This is a genomic window from Actinopolymorpha rutila, from assembly GCF_013407855.1.
In the GTDB taxonomy this organism is placed as follows: Bacteria; Actinomycetota; Actinomycetes; order Propionibacteriales; family Actinopolymorphaceae; genus Actinopolymorpha; species Actinopolymorpha rutila.
This window is the reverse complement of sequence record NZ_JACBZH010000001.1, coordinates 4,740,804-4,757,139: the sequence shown is the minus strand read 5'-3', so window position 1 is coordinate 4,757,139 and position 16,336 is coordinate 4,740,804. Positions and strand designations below refer to the sequence as shown.

The following is a 16,336-nucleotide window of genomic DNA, read 5'->3' as shown; positions in this document are numbered from 1 at the left end:
CGAGGGCACGTCCGCGGGGCCTCCCGGGCTACTCCTCGCCGTAGTCCGGGTCGACGTCGGCGGGCCCGAGCCCGAGCAGGTCCGCGACCTGTTCGACCACGACGTCGTGAACGAGTTCGGACAACTCCGACATCCCGACCGCCCGAAGCTCGATCGGGCGGCGGTAGACCACGATCCGGGCCGGTTCGTCGCGTTCGGACGACGCCAGCACCGCGCCGAGCGGGATGTCCACCAGGCCGTGGTCGCGGCGCGGGTCCGGAACGTCCTCGACCGCGAACTCCACGCCGTCCAGCTCGGTGGCGAAGCGGCGTTCGAGCTCCTCCACCGCGTCCAGGACGAACTCGTCGAATCGCTCGGCTCGACTGCGGGCGATCGGCACTCCGCCGGGCGCCAGCGGCCCGCGTACGGCGATCGGGCCGCGCATGCCCCGTCCGTGCCGGTCCCGGCGGCGTGTGGGCCGTCCGTTCGCCCCGCCGACCGCGGGAGCGTCGGACTCGGCCTGGGCAGCCGGTAGCGGGGATCCGGGCGGGTCCGTGGGGGGTACTGATCGGCCGGCACCGGCGTCGTCTGGTGCCTCGGGTGCGCTCACGATCCGAGCTTAGGGCGTGTCCCGCGGCCGCGTCCCGGGGCGCGCAGGTGAGCCCGGTTCGCCGTGGTCCCAGCGCCGGCGGGACCCGCCTCCGGTCCGGTACGACGCACAGTGACCGGAAATGCCCGGTCCGGTACCGACCGACCGGCGGCAACCGGCCGGTTTGCCGGTCTGTGACAGGTATGAGCGTGTTAGGTGGTCCGCCGAGACGGGGGACCGGTACGATCCCACCTCGTGGGCACGCTCAGGAAATGTTCTCGTACGGCGTGCTCGCGCCCTGCCGTGACGACGCTCACCTACGTCTACGCCGACTCCACGGCCGTGCTCGGGCCGCTCGCCACCTACGCGGAACCGCACTGTTACGACCTGTGTTCCGAGCACTCCGAACGCCTCACGGTTCCGCGCGGCTGGGAGGTCATCCGGCTCGCCCCCGACCCGGAGTCGTTGCGCCCCTCCGCCGACGATCTCGAGGCCCTGGCCAACGCCGTCCGCGAGGCGGCCCGCCCGCGTGACACGGCTCCGGAGCCGTCGGCCGAGCTGGGCCGGCGGGGCCACCTGCGCGTGCTGCGCAATCCCGACAACACCTGACCGGGCACTCACCGAGGACAGCCCAGTCGGAGACTTCGCAGGGTGACCGGCGCGCTACACCCCTGGCACCGGTTTGCGCGGTTATGGTGGCCAGGTGTCTGACCCGGAGAAGATCTTCAAGGCGTACGACATCCGCGGAGTCGTGCCGGACGACCTCGACGCCGACCTCGTGCGGACGATCGGCGAGGCCTACGTCGAGGTGCTCGACCGGCCGGCCGCCGTGGTGGTCGGCCGCGACATGCGGGTGGCCTCACCGGAGCTGGCCGAGGCGTTCGCCGCGGGCGTGACCAGCCGCGGCTGCGATGTCGTCGACATCGGCCTGGCCTCCACCGACGAGCTGTACTTCGCCAGCGGCCACCTCGACCTGCCCGGTGCGATGTTCACCGCGAGCCACAACCCGCCGGACTACGGCGGGATCAAGCTGTGCCGGGCAGGCGCGGCGCCGGTCGGGCAGGAGACCGGGCTGGCCCGGCTGCGGTCGCTGGTGGAGCAGGCCCGGAAGGGCCACCAGGACGACCAGGACCTGGACGGGGACGTCGTACCGGCCGGGAAGGTCGAGCGCCGCGACCTGCTCTCCGCGTACGCCCGCCACCTGCGCGGGCTGGTCGACCTGTCCGGCATCCGGCGGCTCACGGTCGCAGTCGACGCCGGCAACGGCATGGCCGGGCTGACCGTGCCCGCGGTGTTCGAGGGGCTGCCGATCGACCTGGTGCCGATGTATTTCGAGCTGGACGGCACGTTCCCCAACCACGAGGCCAACCCGATCGAGCCGGCCAACCTGCTCGACCTGCAGGCAAAGGTGCGCGAGGTGGGCGCCGACATCGGCCTGGCGTTCGACGGCGACGCCGACCGCTGCTGGGTGATCGACGAGAACGCGCGGTCGGTCTCGCCGTCGGCGATCACCGCCCTGATCGCGGTCCGCGAGCTGGCCCGGGAGCCCGGGGCGACGATCATCCACAACCTGATCACGTCCCGGGCGGTGCCGGAGATCGTCCGCGAGCACGGCGGCAAGCCGGTGCGCGAACGCGTCGGCCACTCCTTCATCAAGGCAACGATGGCGCGTACGGGTGCGGTGTTCGGCGGCGAGCACTCCGCGCACTTCTACTTCCGGGACTTCTGGCGCGCCGACTCGGGGCTGCTCGCCGCCCTGCACACGCTGGCCGCGCTGGGGGAGCAGGACCGGCCGCTGTCGGACCTGCTGGACGAGTACGAGCGGTACGCTGCCTCCGGCGAGATCAACAGCCGGGTCGACGACCAGGCCGCCACGATGGCGCGGGTGAAGGCCGCCTACGCCGACCGGGTGGGCGTGACCGTCGACGAGTTGGATGGGCTTACGGTTGAGCACGCCGACTGGTGGTTCAACCTCCGCCCGTCCAACACCGAGCCGGTGCTCCGGCTCAACGCGGAGGCGGCCGACCAGGCGACGATGGAACGCCTGCGCGACGGGGTCCTCGGCCTCGTCCGCGGCACCGTGAACGCGTGAGGCCGCACCACCGAAGGGACCACAGGTGAATCTCAACCCCGCGCTGCTGGAGATCCTGGCCTGCCCGGCCTGTCGTTCCCCGCTGCACCCCGACGACGCAGCTTCGGAGCTGGTCTGCACCAACGCCGCCTGCGGGCTGGCCTACCCCGTGCGCGACGACATCCCGGTGCTGCTCGTCGACGAGGCCCGCCGGCCCGACTCCGGCGCCAGCGCGTCCGCGGGCGAGTCCGGTTCGGACGCCGGCCCCACCGACGGGAACTCCCCGACGGCCACCGACGCTTGAACCAACGTGAGCGCCGAACACTTCGACGACGGCCTCCTCGACGACGAGGCGGAGCTGGCCCGTGCCGACACCGCGCTGCGTGACCTCGCCGAGGCCGGTGCCCGGGTCCGCCGGGAGGCCGAGGCCGCCAAGGGCGTCGAGGACCGCCTCCGGGGCGCCGGCCGCCCGCGTGCCGTGGTCGCCGTCGGTGCCGACGCCCGCCTGCTGCGGGCCGTGCTGGAGCCGTGGTGCCCGGTGCCGTTCGTCGCCTGGCCCGGCCCGGGCCTGCCCGGCTGGGTGGGTGCGCTGGACCTCGTGGTGGTGCTCGCTCCCCGCGGTGGGGACGCCGAGACGGCCTCGGCGGTACACGACGCCGTACGCCGGGGGACCACGGTCTTCCTGGCCTGTCCGGGCGAGTCGACGCTGGCCGAGGCGGGGCAGGGCCGCGACACCACACTGATCCCCGCGCAGACCGGCGACCCGCTGGCCCTGGCCGTCGTCGTACTCCAGCTTCTGCACGTGGTCGAGCTAGGCCCCGAGGTGTCGGCGGAGTCGGTGGCCCTGGCGCTGGACGAGGTGGCGTCGCGCTGCTCGCCGCACGCCGACCTGGCCGCCAACCCCGCCAAGGACCTGGCCCTCGTGCTCGCCGACGCCCTGCCGCTCATCTGGGGTGGTTCCGTGCTCGCGGCCCGTGCCGCCCGCCGGGTGGTGGAGACGCTGCGCCGGGCCTCCAACCGGCCGGCGCTGGCGGCCGATGCCGACCACCTGATGCCGGTCCTGGAGGGTGCAGAGCCGCGGGACCTGTTCGCCGACCCGTTCAGCGACCCGTTCGCCGAAGGGGGCACGGCCGCGCTGCGCCCGGCGCTGTTCGTGCTCGACGACGGAGCCGAGCAGCCCTCGATCCGGGAGGCCCGGGGCCGGTTGCTCGCCGCTGCCGAGTCCCGCGGACTCCACGTGCGCACCCTGCGCTGGAACGAAGGACCGGAGGTGGCGAGGTACGCCGCCCTCCAGTCGCTCGGCACCTACGCCGCCGTCTATCTCGCGGTCGGCCTGGGCCGCTACTCCCCATCCACCTGAGCCGGCCAGGCACCCTCTTCGACCGGCCACTACCTGAGGACGTCATGCAGCTGCTCGACAACCCGATCCGTCCGTACGCCTGGGGTTCGCCGACCGCGATCCCCGCCATGCTCGGCGTCAAGCCGACCGGTGAGCCACAGGCCGAGTTGTGGATGGGCGCGCACCCGGGATCGCCGTCCGGTCTGGTCGGGAAGGCGCAGACCCTCCTCGACCTGATCAGTGCCGACCCGGAGGGCGAGCTGGGTTCGCCCTGCGTACGTGAGTTTGGGCCGCGGCTGCCGTTCCTGCTCAAGGTGCTGGCGGCGGAGAACCCCCTGTCGCTGCAGGCGCACCCCGACCCCGCGCAGGCCAAGGCGGGCTTCGAACGCGAGAACGCCGACGGCATCCCGCTGTCGGCACCGCACCGCAACTACAAGGACGGCGACGCCAAGCCCGAGCTGATCTGCGCGCTCACCGACTTCGAGGCGCTGGTCGGGTTCCGGCCGCCGGCGGAGACGCTGGAGGTGGTCGGCGCGTTCGGCGTCCGCGAGCTCGAACCCCTCCTGGCCCAGCTGCGCGAGCAGCCCGACGAGGAGGGCGTCCGGGCGGCGTTCACCATGCTGATGACGGCGCCGGCCGACCGCCGGCGGGCGGTGGTCGACGCCGTGGTGGCCGCCTGCGCCGGCCGCACCGAGCCGGCCGCCGGGCTGGCCTCCCGCCTGGGGGAGAGGTACCCCGGCGACGCCGGGGTGGTGGCCGCGCTGCTGCTCAACCACGTCCGGCTCGCCCCCGGTGAGGCGTTGTACCTCCCGGCGGGCAACCTGCACGCGTACGTCCACGGGCTCGGCGTGGAGATCCTCGCCAACTCCGACAACGTCCTGCGCGGCGGGCTGACCAGCAAGCACATCGATCTTCCCGAGCTGCTGCGGATCCTCGACTTCACGCCCCGGCCGGCGGAGATCCTCCGCGCCGACGACGAGGGCCGCTATGCCACGCCGGCCGACGAGTTCCGGCTGTCCCGGCACGTGGTCACCGGTGGTACGGAGGTCACCCTCGACCCCGCCGGTCCGCAGATCCTGCTGTGCGTCGAGGGCGCGGTCGCCGCCCGCGGAGAGACCGGCAAGGTCGACCTCACGCCGGGCCGGTCGGCCTGGGCCGGTGCCGCCGAGGGGCCGGTCACCCTGGCCGGGGATGGCGTCGTGTTCCGGGCCACCGCCGGCATCGGCTGACTCCTACCGCCGGGTCGTGATCACCGTCCGGGCACGGGCCGCCGTGCGCCGCGCGATCTCACCGCTGTGTCCGGTGTGCGTGCCCGGGTCGAGAAGGGCCTCGATCCGGGCTTCGGTGAGCCGACCGCCGACCCGCGGGTCCTGCGCCACCACCTCGGCGAACGTACGGTCGGTGGTGGCCGCCACCCCGGCCGCGTGGTGGACGACGTCGTGCGCGCGCTGCCGGCCGAGCGCGTCGGCGAGGGCCATCATCACCGCCTCGGCCATGATCGCCCCGCCGGTGAGCCCGAGGTTGCGGCTCATCCGGTCGGGGAACACCTGGAGCCCGCCGAGGACGTCGCGCAGCCGGACCAGGGCGTCGGCGGTGAGGAACAGCGACTGCTCGACGGCCTCGTCCATCATCGCCACCCGTGCGCCGTCGACCTCGTGCGGATGGATCATCGCCTCCAGAGCCAACGGCACCAGAGCCCGTAGCTGGCCGCCGATGGTGACGATGTCCATGCACAGCTTGGAGTTGTGCTTCTGCGGCATGGTCGAGCTGCCCACGTCGCCGGGCGGAAGGGTCTCGGCCAGTTCACCGAACTCGACCGCGGCCAGCCGTGCGATCTCTTCGGCGATCACGGAGCCGGTGGCCGACAGCAGCGCCAGGACCGAGACGAGTTCGGCGAACGGGTCGGCGATGTTCCGCGACGGCACGGGCATGCTGTGCAGCCCCAGCCTGCGGGCGAGTACCTCCTGGACCCGCGGCCCCTGCGGTCCCATGGCGGCGAACGTCCCGGTGGCGCCGCCGGCCATGGCGGTGAACAGCCGGTCGCCCAGCTGCTCCAGGCGTTCCAGGTGGCGCAACATCGGGTCGATCCAGGCCGCCACCTTGAACCCGAACGTGATCGGCACCGCCTGCTGTGCGTGCGTACGTCCCGCCATCACGGTGTCGGCGTGGGTGTCGGCGAGGTCGGCCAGGGTGGCCAGCACGTCGAGCACCAGGTCGGTGACGACGGCGTGCGCGGAGCGGACGCCGAGTACGTCGCCGGTCTGCTGGATGTTCTGTGTGGTGGCGCCCCAGTGCACCCAGCCGCCGTGGGGTTCGCCGGTCACCCTGGACAGCTCGGCGATGATCGGCATCATCAGATGGCCGGTGCGATCCTGCTCGGCGGCCAGCCGGTCCGGGTCCAGCAGCTCGAGCCGGGCGCTCGCGGCGATGGCCTCGGCGGCGTCCCCGGGCACGAGGCCGACCTCGGCCTGTGCCCGCGCCAGCTCCGCCTCGACGTCCAGGTAGCGCTGCCGGCGGGCGTCCAGGCCGAACACCGCCCGCATGCCGACGTCCGGTAGCCGGGCGTCGCTGATGCTTCCGTGCGCCAGTCGCATGGTGCCTCCTTCACCGACCCGCTCACCTCAGGCGGCGAGCTTAGAGTCCGTCCTGCCCGGTCCCGCCACGGACCGGCTCAGCGGACCGCTCCCGGGCAGGGCAGGATAGGGACCTCCCACCAGCCCTTCCCGACAGGAATCGTTCATGAGCGCAGAAGGCGGCTCCAAGGCCGTGATCGCGGCCCTGCTGGCCAACCTCGGGATCGCGGTCACGAAGTTCCTGGCGTTCCTGCTGACCGCGTCCTCGTCGATGCTCGCGGAGTCGATCCACTCCGTCGCCGACTCCGGAAACCAGCTACTGTTGCTGCTCGGCAAGAAGCAGTCGCGGCGTGGCGCCTCGCCGCTGCACCCGTTCGGGCACGGCCGGGAGCGCTACATCTACGGCTTCATCGTCGCCGTCGTGCTGTTCTCCGTCGGCGGGCTGTTCGCGCTGTACGAGGGCTGGCACAAGATCCAGGACCCGCACGGCATCGAGAGCTGGAAGTGGGTGCCGGTCGCCGTTCTGGTGGCCGCCCTGGTGATGGAGGGACTGTCGTTCCGTACGGCGGTCCACGAGGCCAACCAGGTCCGTGGGGACGTGAGCTGGCCGGGTTTCATCCGCCGTGCCCGCAGCCCCGAACTCCCCGTCATCCTGCTGGAGGACTCCGCGGCGCTGGTCGGCCTGGCCCTCGCGCTGGCCGGCGTACTGCTCACCCTGGCCACCGGCAACGGCGTGTGGGACGGCCTCGGGTCGATCGCGATCGGGCTGCTGCTGGTATGCGTGGCGATCGTGCTGGCCGCGGAGATGAAGAGCCTGCTGGTCGGTGAGTCCGCGACTCGTGAGGACGTACGCCGGATCGAGGAGGCGCTCGCGGCCGAGCCGCTGGTGGACCGGATCATCCACATGAAGACGATGCACCTCGGCCCGGACGAGCTGCTGGTGGCGGCCAAGATCGCGGTCACCCCCACCGACTCCGCGGCAGAGGTCGCCCACGCCATCGACGCGGCCGAGGCGCGGATCCGGGACGCGGTGCCGATCGCCCGGCTGATCTACCTCGAACCCGACCTGGACCGCACGCTGCAGCGCGAGTCCGGGCCCGACAGGCCGCGCTGATCAGCGCGGCCTGGGCCGGGGCGGCTGGAGCACACCGCTGCGGCCGAGCCAGCGCAGGGCACGTTCCTTGTCGATCTCGCCGGCCCGGGCCGCCGGCGTGGGCAGCCGGCCGAGGCGTTCACCCAGCTCCCGCACAGCGGCGCCGACGGCCGGCTCGGAGAAGGCTCGCAGCGCGAACGCCACCGCGAGCGGGGTGACGTCGTACTTCTCCTCCACCTGCGCGGCCAGCGCGATGGTGCGCAGGTCCTCCTCGGTGTACTGCCGGTGGCCGGGATGGTTCCGCTCCTGGGTCCTGCCCTGACTCTTGGCCTGACTCTTGGCCTGACTCTTGGCCTGACTCTTGGCCTGACCCTGCGGTCGGCTCCGGCTCTGGCTCCGCGGCTGGAGGGGGGTGAAGTCGGCGCCGTCCGGGCGCGGCCGCCACCACGAGTCGGTCCGGCCGCGGGGGACCAGACCCAGTTGCTCGCGGTAGCGCAGCATCCGGGGGGACATTCCGAGGGCCTGAGCGGCCTGGCTGATCCGCATGGCGCTCATTCTGACAAACTTGTGTCAAGAACGCGCGTCCGGCCTGCGAGGAAGCGGCAAGGCCCCCTAGGCTCGCCGAACTGGGTTCCATCCGATACGGAGGTGCAAAACGCCCATGACGTTCGACTTCAAGGTCAAGGACCTGGGTCTGGCTGAGTTCGGCCGCAAGGAGATCCGCCTGGCCGAGCACGAGATGCCCGGCCTGATGGCGCTGCGCGAGGAGTACTCCGCCGCCCAGCCGCTCGCCGGTGCCAAGATCATGGGCTCGCTGCACATGACGGTGCAGACCGCGGTGCTCATCGAGACACTGACCGCCCTCGGCGCGCAGGTGCGCTGGGTGAGCTGCAACATCTTCTCCACCCAGGACCACGCCGCCGCCGCGGTCGTCGTCGGGCGGAACGGCACTCCCGAGGACCCGCAGGGCGTCCCGGTGTTCGCCTGGAAGGGCGAGACGCTGGAGGAGTACTGGTGGTGCACCGAGCAGGCCCTCACCTGGCCGGCCGGTCCCGGCGGTGAAGCCGGCCCGAACATGATCCTCGACGACGGCGGCGACGCGACCCTGCTCGTTCACAAGGGTGCGGAGTACGAGACCAACGGCGCGGTGCCCGACCCCTCGACGGCCGACACCGAGGAGTTCGCGATCGTCCTCGGCCTGCTGAAGAGGTCGTTCGAGGCCGACCCGAAGAAGTGGTCCACCATTGGCGAGCGCATCCAGGGCGTCAGCGAGGAGACCACCACCGGCGTCCACCGGCTGTACGAGATGCACCGGGCGGGCACGCTGCGCTTCCCGGCGATCAACGTCAACGACTCGGTCACCAAGTCGAAGTTCGACAACAAGTACGGCATCCGCCACTCGCTCGTGGATGGCATCAACCGCGGCACCGACGTCCTGATCGGCGGCAAGGTCGCGGTCGTCGCGGGCTACGGCGACGTCGGCAAGGGCGCCGCTGAGTCCCTGCGCGGGCAGGGCGCCCGGGTGATCGTCACCGAGATCGACCCGATCTGCGCGCTGCAGGCGGCGATGGACGGCTACCAGGTCCTCACCCTGGAAGACGTGGTGGAGACCGCCGACATCTTCATCACCACCACCGGCAACTTCAACATCATCACCGCCGACCACATGAGCCGGATGAAGCACCAGGCCATCGTCGGCAACATCGGCCACTTCGACAACGAGATCGACATGGCCGGCCTGACGAAGCTGCCCGGCATCGAGAAGATCGAGATCAAGCCGCAGGTGCACGAGTGGCGCTTCCCCGACGGCCACACGATCATCGTGCTGTCGGAAGGCCGGCTGCTCAACCTCGGCAACGCCACGGGCCACCCGAGCTTCGTGATGTCGAACAGCTTCACCAACCAGGTGATCGCGCAGATCGAGCTGTTCACGAAGAAGGACGAGTACCCGATCGGCGTCTACGTCCTGCCCAAGCACCTGGACGAGAAGGTCGCCCGCCTGCACCTCGACGCCCTCGGCGTCAGGCTCACCGAGCTGACCAAGGAGCAGGCCGCCTACATCGGTGTCGACGTGGCCGGGCCGTACAAGTCCGACCACTACCGCTACTGAGCCGGCTCTGAGCCGATCCTGAAGTAGCACGCGTTCGCACCGGGCTCTTCGTCCGGTCGGAAACGCCCGGCGGGCGGTCTCCATCGCGAGGCCGCCCGCCGGGCGTTTTCACGTCCTCGTGGGCGGCTGGCTGGTCAGCGGGGCGGTGCGAAGCCGCCGGTGGCCGGTGGCTCCTCGGCCGGTGGCTGCGGGGCCGTCGGCTGTTGCGCGGCCGGTTGGTGTGCGTACGGCTGTCGGGCGGTCGGTTGCCGGCCGTACGGCGGTTGGCCGTACGGCGGTTGGCCGTACGACTGCCGGCCGTACGGCGGCTGGGGACCTGGTTGCTCGCCGAAGGCCCGGCGACGGCGTTCGGCGAGTACGGCGGCGAGGTAGGCCCACGGCGGAAGCCCGGCCGGCGGGGCGGGTGCGACGTACCGCGCGACCGACGCGGCCAGTCGTCCACCCAACTCCTCACGGGCGGCGGGGGTGAGCTCGTGGTAGCGGCCGAGGAACGACCGGGCGGACAGCGCCAACTGGTCTGGCAGCGTGGAGAGTTCGAGCCGCGCCGACCAGTCCTCCAGCCCGGGCGGCGGCTCCGGCACGGCCGAGGGTGCCGCCGGCGCCCGGTCGCGGAGGACGAGGGTGCCGGCCAGCATGTCGCCGACCCGCTTTCCGCCCGGTGAGAGCATCGCGGTGATGAACCCCACGCAGCCGGACGTGACGAAGAAGTCGACGAACACCCCGCACAGGGCGCGCACGAACGCGTGCCGGAACCGCACCGGCCCGCCGTCGTCGCGCACGACCCGCAGCCCCAGGGCGTACTTCCCGACGCTCTTGCCGCGGGTGAGCGTCTCGATCGTCGTGGTGTAGCCGACGAACGTGAGCACGCCACAGGCGACGACCAGCCCGGCGATCAGCGACTCGCTCGCGTCGTCGCCGGTGACCAGCGCCGCCGGGATCATCAGCAGGCCGAAGAGGAGCAGCTCCAGGAGCAGGTCGATGCCCAGGGCCAGCGCCCTCGTCGCCGGCCGGGCCAGCCGCAGGTCGAGGACCACGGCCTCGCCGGTGACGGGTTCGCTCACGTGTGGTCCCTTCGGATCGGTGCCATTAGTGTGCCAGCGTGGACGTGGACGCGTACGCCGCCGCACACCAGGCGGAGTGGGACCGGCTGGACGCCCTGGTCCGCCGCCGGGGCCGGCTCACCGGCGCTGAGGCCGACGAGCTGGTCACGCTCTACCAGCGGGTGGCGAGCCACCTGTCCGTCGTCCGGTCGAGCGCTCCCGACGTCGTGCTGGTCGGCCGGCTGTCCTCGCTGGTCGGCCGGGCGCGGGCCGCGGTGACCGGCGCCCACACCCCTGCCTGGCGTGAGGTGGGGCGGTTCTTCACCGTGTCGTTCCCGGCGGCGCTCTACCGCTGCGCGCCCTGGTGGCTCGGCACGGCCGCGGCGTTCCTCGCCGTCTGCGCGGGCATCGGCTGGTGGGTCGCGACGCACCCGCTGGTGCGCGCGGCGCTGCTGCCCCCGGCCGCCGTCGACCAGCTCGTCGAGCACGACTTCGCCGACTACTACAGCTCGGCCCCGGCAGCGGAGTTCGCGTTCGGGGTGTGGACCAACAACGCCTGGGTGGCGGCCGGCAGCCTGGCACTGGGTGTCCTGCTCGGCGTCCCTGTGGCCTACATTCTGTGGCAGAACGCCGCGAACGTCGGCGTGGCCGCCGGACTGATGGTGGCCGGTGACCGGGGTGACGTGTTCTTCGGGCTGATCCTGCCGCACGGGCTGCTGGAGATCACCGCCGTTCTCGTGGCCGGCGGCGCGGGCATCCGGCTCGGCTGGACCGTCGTCGCGCCCGGTGCGCGCACCCGGTTGCGGGCGCTGGCCGAGACCGGGCGGGAGACGATCGGGATGGCCCTCGGCCTGGCCGCGGTGCTGCTGGTGTCCGGGGTGATCGAGGGGTTCGTCACGCCGTCCGGCCTGCCCACCTGGGCACGGGTCGGCATCGGGGTGGCGGCCGAGGTGGCGTTCCTGACGTACGTCTTCTGGCTCGGCCGGCGGGCGGTGCGTGCGGGGGAGACCGGCGACGTCGCGGCCGACGAACGCGGCGACCTGCTGCCCACCGCCGCCTGACCTCGTCCTCCCTTCCGGTCGTCGGATCCCTGCTTCACAGCCGGCCGGCCTTCTTCAGTGCGAGGTAGGTGTCGGCCAGCGCGGGGGCGATCTCGTCCGGGGGCCGGTCGACGACGGTGACGCCGAGGCGTTCGAGGGTCGAGGTGACCTGCCGGCGTTCGGCGTTGGCCTGCTCGGCGGCCGCCGCGGCGTACACCTCCCGCGCGTCGGCGCGTCCCCGCGCGAGCTCGGCCACCCGCGGGTCGGCCACGGCGGCGAGCAGCACCTCGTGCCGGCGGGTCAGCGCGCCGAGCACCGGTAGCCAGCCCTCCTCGACGACGGCGGTGTCCAGCCCGGTGAGCAGAACCACCAGCGACCGCTGGGTGGCCCGCATCGCGATCGCGGCGGCGAGCCCACGGTGGTCGGCCTCGACGAGTTCGCTGGAAAGCGGCGCCATCGCGGCGGTGAACCGCTGCAGAACCTCGCGTGGCGCGGCCCGGCGTACGTCGGCGCGGACCGTCCGGTCGTACGCCAGCAGGTCCACGCGGTCACCGGCCCTGGTCGCCAGCGCGGCCAGCAGCAGCGCGGCGTCCATCGCGTGGTCCAGCCGGGGCGCGTCGCCCACCCGGCCGGCGGAGGTGCGGCCGGTGTCCAGGACGACGAGGACGTGCCGGTCGCGTTCGGGCCGCCAGGTGCGCACCACCACGCCGCCGCGCCGGGCGGTGGCCCGCCAGTCGACAGACCGTACGTCGTCGCCCACCACGTAGTCGCGCAGCGAGTCGAACTCCGTCCCCTGGCCGCGCACCAGCACGCTTGCCCGCCCGTCGAGCTCGCGCAGCCGGGCCAGCCGGGAGGGGAGGTGTTTGCGGCTCTCGAACGCCGGCAGCGCCCGCACCGTCCAGGGAACCTCGTGCGAGCCCTGGCGGCCGGCCAGCCCGAGCGGCCCGAGCGAGCGCACGGTCACCCGGTGGGCGTGCTTGTCTCCCCGCCGGGTGGGGCGCAGGACCGTGGTGACGCGGCGGCGTTCGCCCGGTGACAGGTCGAGCGGATGCCGCTGGGTGGCCGCGCCCGCCGAGGGCGGCCAGGCGTCGCGCAGGGTGCCGCGTACCGGCCGCCCGCCCGGGTTGGTGACGAGCAGGGACACCTGTGCCGTCTCGCCCAGGCGGACGCCGCTGACCGCGCCGGACGCCCCGGCCCCCGCCTGCGTGCCGGCGTCGCCGGTGACCTCCCGCCGGAACGTCAGCGACCGGACCGCGCCGGCCAGCGCGACGTCGACCAGGGAGGCCAGCACGACGGCGGCGGTCACCAGCGCGATGCCGGCCCGGGAGGGTACGGCGAACGCCACCACGAGCACCCCGGCGGCGGCCAGCAGCGCGGCGCGGTAGGTCAGGGTCATCGGCGGACCTACCGGGGGACTGGAACGGCGGCCAGGATCCCGTCCAGCACACCGTCGGCGGACACGCCCTCCAGCTCCGCCTCCGGCCGCAGCTCCACCCGGTGGCGAAGCGTCGGCAGCGCCAGCGCCTTCACGTCGTCCGGCGTCACGTAGTCGCGGCCGGACAGCCAGGCCCAGGCGCGGGCCGCCCGCATCAGGGCGGTGGCTCCGCGCGGGGAGACGCCGAGCCGCAGCGACGGCGACTCGCGGGTGGCCCGGCACACGTCGACGACGTACCCCAGCACCTCCTCGCCGAGAGAGACCGTGGCGACTGCCCTGCGCGCGGCGGCCAGGTCGTCCACCCCGGCCACCGGGGAAAGTCCGGCGCCGGCGAGGTCGCGCGGATCGAACCCGTGCGCGTGCCGGCCGACCACCGCGACCTCCTCCTCCCGCGAGGGCAGGTTGAGGTGCAGCTTGAGCAGGAAGCGGTCCAGCTGGGCCTCGGGCAGCGGGTAGGTGCCTTCGTACTCGATCGGGTTCTGCGTCGCCGCCACCAGGAACGGCTCAGGCAGTCGCCGGGCGGCGCCCTCGACCGAGACCTGGTTCTCCTCCATCGCCTCCAGCAGGGCGGCCTGCGTCTTGGGCGGGGTGCGGTTGATCTCGTCGGCCAGCAGCAGGTGGGTGAAGACCGGCCCCTCGCGGAACTCGAACGCGGCCGTTCGGGCGTCGTAGACCAGCGAGCCGAGCACGTCGCCGGGCATCAGGTCGGGCGTGAACTGCACGCGCTTGCTGTCCAGGCGCAGTGCGGCGGCCAGAGATCGCACCAGCAGCGTCTTGGCGACGCCCGGCACCCCCTCCAGCAGCACGTGCCCGCGGCACAGCAACGCGATCAGCAGCCCGGTGACGGCCGAGTCCTGGCCGACCACCGCCTTGGCCACCTCGGCACGGACGGCGAGGAGTGCCGCTCGCGCGTCGCCGGCCGGCGGTCCGTTGGGCGATGCGGTGGGCGGACCGTCGGTGTGGTCGGCGTCGTCGGTGTGGTCGGGCACGGTCGCCTGGTCGGTCACGATCGGCGTACCTCCTGCTCCAGCGTGTCGAGTTCGGCGGCCAGCCGGACGAGGGCCGCGTCGTCTTCGGGGGTCTGCCCGCCGGCGGCGCACTCGGCGAGCAGGCGGCGCACCTGCCCGCCGTCACGCCCGGTGCGGCCGGCGACCGCCGCGACCAGTGTGTCCGGTCCCTGCCCGAGGACGCGACCCGTGGCCCGACCGGAGCCGGGACTCTCCTGGCCGAGCAGCGGCGCCAGCCGGGCGGCGGTCGCCGCGCGGAGCGCGTCGGCGGCCCGGGCTCGCGCGCGGGCGCGGTGGTAGAGCCGGGCCCGCCCCTCGACCGCCTCCGACGCGCGGACGACGACGGGAAGGGGTTCGGGTACGACCGGGCCGAGCCGCCGGGCGGCGGCCAGCATCAGCAGGGCGACGGCGACCGCGGCCTGGCCCGCGCCGAACCGTACGCCGTCCGGCAGCAGCGAGGTCAGGCTCCGCTGCTCGCCGCCACCAGGCGTGCCGGGCGGCGCGGCCGACGGATCGGTCGGTGACGGGACGTACCAGACCAGCTCGCGTTCGGGGCCGAGCAGGTTCAGGGCCAGCGCGGCGTTGCCGTCCTCGGCCAGCCGGGAGTTGGCGAACGACGTGGCCGGGCCCACGACGTCGACGGTCCGGCCGCCGCGGACCCGAGCGGTCGAGCCGGGGTCCGCGCGGCCGCCGGGACGGGTGGTCGGCTGGTGTGCGAGCCGGAGCAGGCCGAAGCGGCTGCCGTCGCCGTAGCAGCCGACGGCGCTCGCGCCGGGCAACGCGCGGTACATCGGCCCGTCGACGCGTACGGGTCCGGCCCGGCGGGCGGCCCGCAGGGAGCATCCGGGCGTACGCGTGGCCGGGGCGAACGTCTCCCCGGCGCGTACGGCGTCCGGCGCGAGCACCCGCAGGACCTGCTCGCCGGGAGCGAACAGGACCAGCCGGCCCGAGCCGGCCCGCACCAGCCGGTCGAGTTGCGCGGGCGTCAGCAGGTCGGGCTGGGCGACCACCAGGGTGGTGCCGCGGGCCGCCAGCCGGAGCGCTGCGTCGAGGTTGTCCACCCGGCGCACCCCGACACCGCGGTCGTCGAGCAGCACGGCCAGCGCCCGGCCACCGGACTGACGTGCGGATGCCGGGTCGAGGTCGCCGCCCTCGGTACGGCCGAGCAGCACCGCCGAGACCAGGCCGCCGAGAACCAGCACGGCGAGGATCGCCAGCGTTCCCCGCGAGCGACGCCACCGCTGCCGGGCGGTCGGCTCGACGGACCGCCCGGCCGGGGCGCCGGGGTCCGGACTCGGGCCGGCGTACGTCGAGACGGCCGGCGGTTTCGTGGGTGCGCTCACCGAGGTGCCCCACCCACCGGGACGGCGCCGGCAGCGCCCGCGGGTCTGCGGATCCGGCGTACGGCATCGTCGGCGGCCCGGATCTCGTCGTACGCCCGGACCGTCGCTACCCGCCCGCCGTAACAGACCTCGTCGAACTCCCGGGCGGCCGTCCGCAGCGACGCCGCGGCCTCCGGTGCGATTACCGAACCCTCCCGGGCCACCTCGTCGGCGGTCCGGCCCGGGCGCTCGTCGAGGAACGTCCGCTCCTCGAGTTCACGCACCAGGGCCCGGAAGCCGTCCCGGACCGCGGCCTCGTGGTCGTCACGGGCGGCGGCCGCGCGCGCCGCCTCGCGGTACTCGGCCGCCGAGCGAACCGTCCCGGCGAAGACCGTGCCGTCGGTGCGGGCGCGCGTCCTGGCCAGCGCGCCCACCCGCCACCGGACCACGACCACCGCGAGTACGACGACGGCGGCCAGGGCGACCAGTCCCCACCAGCCGCCCGGCGACACCGCGGCGATCCGGCCGAAGACGTCGGCCAGCCAGTCGCGCGCCCAGACGAGGACGCGGGACACCAGGCCTGGTTCGTCGCGGTGGTAGATGCCCTTCGTCAGCTCGTCCCGCGCCGCGCGGGCTGCGTCGGCACCCCCGATGTCGATCGGCGGCTCACCCGGCAACCGCCCGACCGAACCACTCACCAGAGCGCTCACCCCACCACTCACCCCACCACTCACCGGG

General features: G+C 73.5%; 16 protein-coding genes. 8 read left to right on the top strand and 8 right to left on the bottom strand.

Going from position 1 to position 16,336, the window contains the following annotated elements; all coding sequences use genetic code 11:
* Positions 1-28 precede the first annotated feature (28 nt).
* A complete protein-coding gene (locus F4554_RS21215) occupies positions 29-589 on the bottom strand; it encodes a metallopeptidase family protein (RefSeq protein ID WP_337796141.1) in 561 nt (186 codons plus the stop codon).
* A 234-nt stretch (positions 590-823) separates the two neighbouring features.
* Here F4554_RS21215 and F4554_RS21210 point away from each other — a divergent pair, with 234 nt between their 5' ends.
* The 5 genes from F4554_RS21210 to manA all read left to right on the top strand — a co-directional run bounded on the left by F4554_RS21210 (position 824) and on the right by manA (position 5,207).
* Positions 824-1,177 carry a DUF3499 domain-containing protein gene (locus F4554_RS21210; RefSeq protein ID WP_337796140.1) on the top strand — a complete coding sequence of 118 codons (354 nt, stop codon included), beginning with the start codon at positions 824-826 and terminating at the stop codon, positions 1,175-1,177.
* A 94-nt stretch (positions 1,178-1,271) separates the two neighbouring features.
* Entirely contained in the window at positions 1,272-2,660 is a 1,389-nt protein-coding gene (locus tag F4554_RS21205; RefSeq protein WP_179789190.1) for a phosphomannomutase/phosphoglucomutase, read from the top strand.
* Positions 2,661-2,685: 25 nt separating this feature from the next.
* Positions 2,686-2,943, top strand: coding sequence for a Trm112 family protein (locus tag F4554_RS21200; protein WP_179789189.1), 258 nt, complete (start codon positions 2,686-2,688; stop codon positions 2,941-2,943).
* A gap of 6 nt (positions 2,944-2,949) precedes the next feature.
* Positions 2,950-3,999, top strand: coding sequence for an SIS domain-containing protein (locus F4554_RS21195; protein WP_179789188.1), 1,050 nt, complete (start codon positions 2,950-2,952; stop codon positions 3,997-3,999).
* 44 nt (positions 4,000-4,043) lie between these two features.
* On the top strand, positions 4,044-5,207 hold the full coding sequence (manA, locus tag F4554_RS21190) for a mannose-6-phosphate isomerase, class I (protein WP_179789187.1): 1,164 nt from the start codon (positions 4,044-4,046) through the stop codon (positions 5,205-5,207).
* A gap of 3 nt (positions 5,208-5,210) precedes the next feature.
* Here manA and F4554_RS21185 read toward each other — a convergent pair whose 3' ends face one another.
* Complete coding sequence (locus tag F4554_RS21185) at positions 5,211-6,572, bottom strand: class-II fumarase/aspartase family protein (RefSeq protein ID WP_179789186.1); 1,362 nt, start codon at positions 6,570-6,572, stop codon at positions 5,211-5,213.
* Between the two features lie 145 nt (positions 6,573-6,717).
* Between F4554_RS21185 and F4554_RS21180 the strand changes: the two genes are divergently transcribed.
* Positions 6,718-7,665, top strand: a complete 948-nt coding sequence (locus tag F4554_RS21180) for a cation diffusion facilitator family transporter (protein WP_179789185.1) — start codon at positions 6,718-6,720, stop codon at positions 7,663-7,665.
* On the opposite strand, the gene F4554_RS32445 is transcribed toward F4554_RS21180, so the two are convergent.
* Entirely contained in the window at positions 7,666-8,190 is a 525-nt protein-coding gene (locus F4554_RS32445) for a MerR family transcriptional regulator (RefSeq protein WP_238341373.1), read from the bottom strand. It lies immediately after the preceding gene.
* 115 nt (positions 8,191-8,305) lie between these two features.
* Here F4554_RS32445 and ahcY point away from each other — a divergent pair, with 115 nt between their 5' ends.
* On the top strand, positions 8,306-9,754 hold the full coding sequence (ahcY, locus tag F4554_RS21170; protein ID WP_179789184.1) for an adenosylhomocysteinase: 1,449 nt from the start codon (positions 8,306-8,308) through the stop codon (positions 9,752-9,754).
* Positions 9,755-9,888: 134 nt separating this feature from the next.
* Here the strand turns inward: ahcY and F4554_RS21165 are convergent, their stop codons facing one another.
* The gene (locus F4554_RS21165; RefSeq protein WP_179789183.1) at positions 9,889-10,815 is read right to left on the bottom strand and encodes an RDD family protein; all 927 of its coding nucleotides are present in this window, start codon (positions 10,813-10,815) and stop codon (positions 9,889-9,891) included.
* A 38-nt stretch (positions 10,816-10,853) separates the two neighbouring features.
* On the opposite strand from F4554_RS21165, the gene F4554_RS21160 reads away from it, so the two are divergent.
* Positions 10,854-11,855, top strand: a complete 1,002-nt coding sequence (locus tag F4554_RS21160) for a stage II sporulation protein M (RefSeq protein ID WP_179789182.1) — start codon at positions 10,854-10,856, stop codon at positions 11,853-11,855.
* A gap of 34 nt (positions 11,856-11,889) precedes the next feature.
* On the opposite strand, the gene F4554_RS21155 is transcribed toward F4554_RS21160, so the two are convergent.
* Genes F4554_RS21155 through F4554_RS21140 form a run of 4 tightly spaced genes read right to left on the bottom strand, consistent with a single transcriptional unit; the run spans position 11,890 to position 16,308 of the window.
* Positions 11,890-13,230, bottom strand: coding sequence for a DUF58 domain-containing protein (locus tag F4554_RS21155; RefSeq protein WP_179789181.1), 1,341 nt, complete (start codon positions 13,228-13,230; stop codon positions 11,890-11,892).
* 8 nt (positions 13,231-13,238) lie between these two features.
* Positions 13,239-14,276, bottom strand: coding sequence for an AAA family ATPase (locus F4554_RS21150; protein WP_337796139.1), 1,038 nt, complete (start codon positions 14,274-14,276; stop codon positions 13,239-13,241).
* The gene (locus F4554_RS21145) at positions 14,273-15,619 is read right to left on the bottom strand and encodes a DUF4350 domain-containing protein (RefSeq protein WP_179789180.1); all 1,347 of its coding nucleotides are present in this window, start codon (positions 15,617-15,619) and stop codon (positions 14,273-14,275) included. Before F4554_RS21145 ends, F4554_RS21150 begins: the two co-directional genes overlap by 4 nt.
* Positions 15,616-16,308 (bottom strand): DUF4129 domain-containing protein, encoded by a 693-nt coding sequence (locus tag F4554_RS21140; protein ID WP_179789179.1) that lies wholly within the window; start codon positions 16,306-16,308, stop codon positions 15,616-15,618. The genes F4554_RS21145 and F4554_RS21140 overlap by 4 nt, the downstream gene beginning before the upstream one ends.
* Between the last annotated feature and the right edge of the window lie 28 nt (positions 16,309-16,336).

Coding starts and splice junctions, on each gene's coding strand:
- manA (WP_179789187.1), top strand. CDS start 4,044: ATGCAGCTGCTCGACAACCCGATCCGTCCGTACGCCTGGGGTTCGCCG.
- F4554_RS21155 (WP_179789181.1), bottom strand. CDS start 13,230: ATGACCCTGACCTACCGCGCCGCGCTGCTGGCCGCCGCCGGGGTGCTC.
- F4554_RS21180 (WP_179789185.1), top strand. CDS start 6,718: ATGAGCGCAGAAGGCGGCTCCAAGGCCGTGATCGCGGCCCTGCTGGCC.
- F4554_RS32445 (WP_238341373.1), bottom strand. CDS start 8,190: ATGCGGATCAGCCAGGCCGCTCAGGCCCTCGGAATGTCCCCCCGGATG.
- F4554_RS21185 (WP_179789186.1), bottom strand. CDS start 6,572: ATGCGACTGGCGCACGGAAGCATCAGCGACGCCCGGCTACCGGACGTC.
- ahcY (WP_179789184.1), top strand. CDS start 8,306: ATGACGTTCGACTTCAAGGTCAAGGACCTGGGTCTGGCTGAGTTCGGC.